The 1,189-nt window shown below is 63.2% G+C and carries 1 protein-coding gene; it reads left to right on the top strand.

Translation table 11 applies throughout. From position 1 onward, the window contains the following. The first annotated feature begins 90 nt into the window (after positions 1 to 90). On the top strand, positions 91 to 1,182 hold the full coding sequence (locus NMG70_RS30890; protein ID WP_254027982.1) for an ISAs1 family transposase: 1,092 nt from the start codon (positions 91 to 93) through the stop codon (positions 1,180 to 1,182). Positions 1,183 to 1,189: the final 7 nt, after the last annotated feature.

The raw sequence follows: 1,189 nt of genomic DNA, 5'->3' as shown, positions 1-1,189 counted from the left end.
CAGGGGAATCGCATTTGAGTAGTTGGGAAATGGCTTGCCAATTGACGGGTTGTGGATTCTTGGGAGGACTCCATAATTGGGGAGTTCTCGATGGAAACGATCCAGGCTGTGTTCGGTCATCTCGATCCGCGCGACCAGAACGCTCGACACGATTTTTGCGAGATACTGTTCATTGCCTTCGCCGCGATGCTGTGCGGCGCCAAGAATTGCTCCGACATCTGGCGCTTTGGGCAGGAAAAGGAAGTGATGCTGCGCCAGGTGCTCACTTTGGCGCATGGCATCCCCTCGCACGACACCTTCTCGGCGCTGTTTCGCAAGCTTGTCCCTTCGGCGTTCGCCGAGGCCTTCGCCGGCTTCATGCGCCATGTCGCGAGCGCTGCCGGCGGCGCGGGGCAGATCGCCATCGACGGCAAGTCGATGCGTGGCGCCTTCGAGAAGGGCCGTCAGTTCGCGCCGCGCATGATGGTGTCGGCCTGGGGCGCGCAGTTGCGCATGACGTTGGCAGCCTTGCCGGCGCAGAGCGGCAACGAGGCCAGGGCGGCCATCGAACTGTTGCGCCTGATCGACCTGCGCGGCGCCGTGGTTACGGCCGATGCGCTGCATTGCTCGGCCCGCATGGCCGAGGAGATCACGCGGCGCGGCGGCGATTATGTGCTGGCCTTGAAGGGCAATCAGAAGCTGCTTCTGGCCGATGCCGAGCGCCTCATCGCCAGACGCCCAACGCCCAAGGCGGCGCTGGCCGTTACCGAGGAGGTGAGCCACGGACGCCTGGAGCGGCGGGCGGCGCGTGTCGTGCGTGCGCCGGGGCTTGGCCGCAAGCACGGCTTTGCCGGCCTCGCGGCCATCGGCGAGGTCAAGCGCACGCGTGTGATCGATGGCAAACGGCAGGAAGAGCGCTGTCTCTATGTGCTCTCGCAACCGATGTCCGCCAACGACCTGCTCCCTGTCGTGCGCCGTCACTGGGATGTCGAGAATGGCCTGCACTGGCAGCTCGACGTGGTCTTCCGCGAGAACAACTGCCGGACCAGAAAGGATCACGGCCCCGAAAACCTCGCTCTGCTTCGGCGCTTCTGCCTCAATACCTTTCGAGCCGACAGCAAAAAGGACACCATGCGTGGCAAAATGATGCGTGCAGGCTGGAACGATGCTTATCTCTTCCAACTCATGACTCAAATGCGATAGCCCTGCC

The organism is Mesorhizobium ventifaucium (assembly GCF_935822925.1).
Taxonomy (GTDB): Bacteria; Pseudomonadota; Alphaproteobacteria; order Rhizobiales; family Rhizobiaceae; genus Mesorhizobium; species Mesorhizobium ventifaucium.
This window is presented reverse-complemented; position numbering and strand designations above follow the sequence as displayed.